1 protein-coding gene is annotated in these 1,798 nt (G+C 66.8%); it reads right to left on the minus strand.

What is annotated here, in order from left to right; all coding sequences use genetic code 11:
* Positions 1-303: 303 nt before the first annotated feature.
* Positions 304-1,689 carry a serine hydrolase gene (locus VGD20_RS14705; protein ID WP_331135161.1) on the minus strand — a complete coding sequence of 462 codons (1,386 nt, stop codon included), beginning with the start codon at positions 1,687-1,689 and terminating at the stop codon, positions 304-306.
* Positions 1,690-1,798 lie beyond the last annotated feature (109 nt).

Raw genomic sequence — 1,798 nt, forward strand, 5'->3', positions numbered from 1 at the left:
CATCGGCCGTTTCCAGTCCTTCGTCATCCCGGACTTGATCCGGGATCCATCGCAGCGCTGAAGTCGTGGACCCCGGATCAAGTCCGGGGTGACGAATGGAGCCATCCTCCCTGTCGCGTAGCGATGGGGAGGGGGACCGTCGCCGCAGGCGATGGTGGAGGGGCGGCAACCTCGCGCCATAGGCCCCTCCGTCAGCGCTTCGCGCTGCCACCTCCCCATGGCTGCGCCACAGGGAGGAATGAAGGGCCGCTACCGGTCGAATGCGGTCTTCGTTTTTCAGGCATATAATCGCCAAATAAGCGATCAGCGCGCGCCGTCGGCGGCGACGACCGCCTTGACGAGCGCCGCGATGTCCAGTCGGTTCTTGTCGTTGTCATAGCCCTGGCGGACGATCACCAACTGGCGCGACGGGACGACGACGAGATACTGGCCGCGATTGCCGAAGGCGCCGAATGCGTCGGCGGGGATGCCGTCCGACTTGTTGAGCAGCCAGAATCCCGCACCATAGCCGAAGTCGCGATCGGGCTGCGGCCCGCTGGGCGTCGTCACGAAGGTCCGCCAGTTTTCGGGAAGCAGCCTTTCGCCGTTCCACATGCCGTCATTCTGATAGAGCAGCCCAAGCCGCGCGAGATCGCGCGCCGTCGTCCAGACTTGGCTCGACAGGATATAATCGCCGTCCTTGTCATGCTCGACAAAGGTGCGCGTCATGCCAAGGCGGTCGAAGAAGGCGCCGGGATCCATCGCCGTGCCCGCCTTGGCCTGCGCCGCCTTCAACGACAATATCGCCAGCATCGTGTCGTTGTTGGCATAGCGATAATGCGTGTTCGGCGCGTTCAGCAGCGGCCATTGCGTCGTCCACTGCCGCACCGACGCCCCGCCCATATAGATGGCGTCGGTGCGGTTGCCGGCGGTGTCGCTGGTGAGCCCGCTCGCCATGCGCATCAATTGTTCGGTGGTGATCGCGGCGCGCGGATCGCCGGGGGTCTGCCATTCGGCGATCGCTGCGGGCTTCGCCACGTCGATCTGACCCCGGAGCACCGCATGGCCGATCAGCGTCGCCGCCATCGACTTGGCGACCGAAAAGGTCCGCTGTGCCGTGTGCAGGTCGTGACCGGACTGATACCATTCGGACACGATCCGTCCCTGCTTGACGATCAGCAGCGCGCTGGTGCGTCCGCCGAAGCTGTCGCGGCTCGTCAAGACGTCGGCGAAGGACGAGGGCCCCGCCGGTGTCCCTGCGCGCGCGGCACGGTCGCCAAGCGGCCAGGCCTGATCGTCGAGGTTCGGTCGTACCGCCGCGCCCGCCTGCGCCGCCGGCATTGCCTGCGCGCCGATCGGCAGCGTGATACAGCCGTCGCGCGCGTCCCATTGCGCAATGCGCGGCGGCATGTCGTCGCGATAGCGCACGCTCACCCGCTTGGCCGCCACATCAACCTCGGCTTTCAACGCACGGACATCGGCTTCGATCTCCGGGTATATGCCGGTCAGTTCGTCGCGCTCGATATCGGCGAGCGACTTGCCGCCGCCGTTCCACAGCGAGGAACAGGTGAACGCCGCGCGATAGCCCGCCGCCCACGCCCGATTGAGTTCGGCGTTTGCCTGCGGGGCCTGAGCGTGCACGGGAAGCGTGCAGGCCGCCAGCGCGAGGCCCAGCGTCAGCCGGCGCACCACCTCAGGGCCGCTCGCCAAAGGCTTGGCGCTGCGGCTTTTTCGCACGATCCCACCAGGCACGGCGAAGGACATTGGCGACGCGCTCGGGGTCGTCGGATCCGAAACGGACGAGCAGCGCATGCCAGCC

The organism is Sphingopyxis sp., from assembly GCF_036402335.1.
Lineage (GTDB): Bacteria > Pseudomonadota > Alphaproteobacteria > Sphingomonadales > Sphingomonadaceae > Sphingopyxis.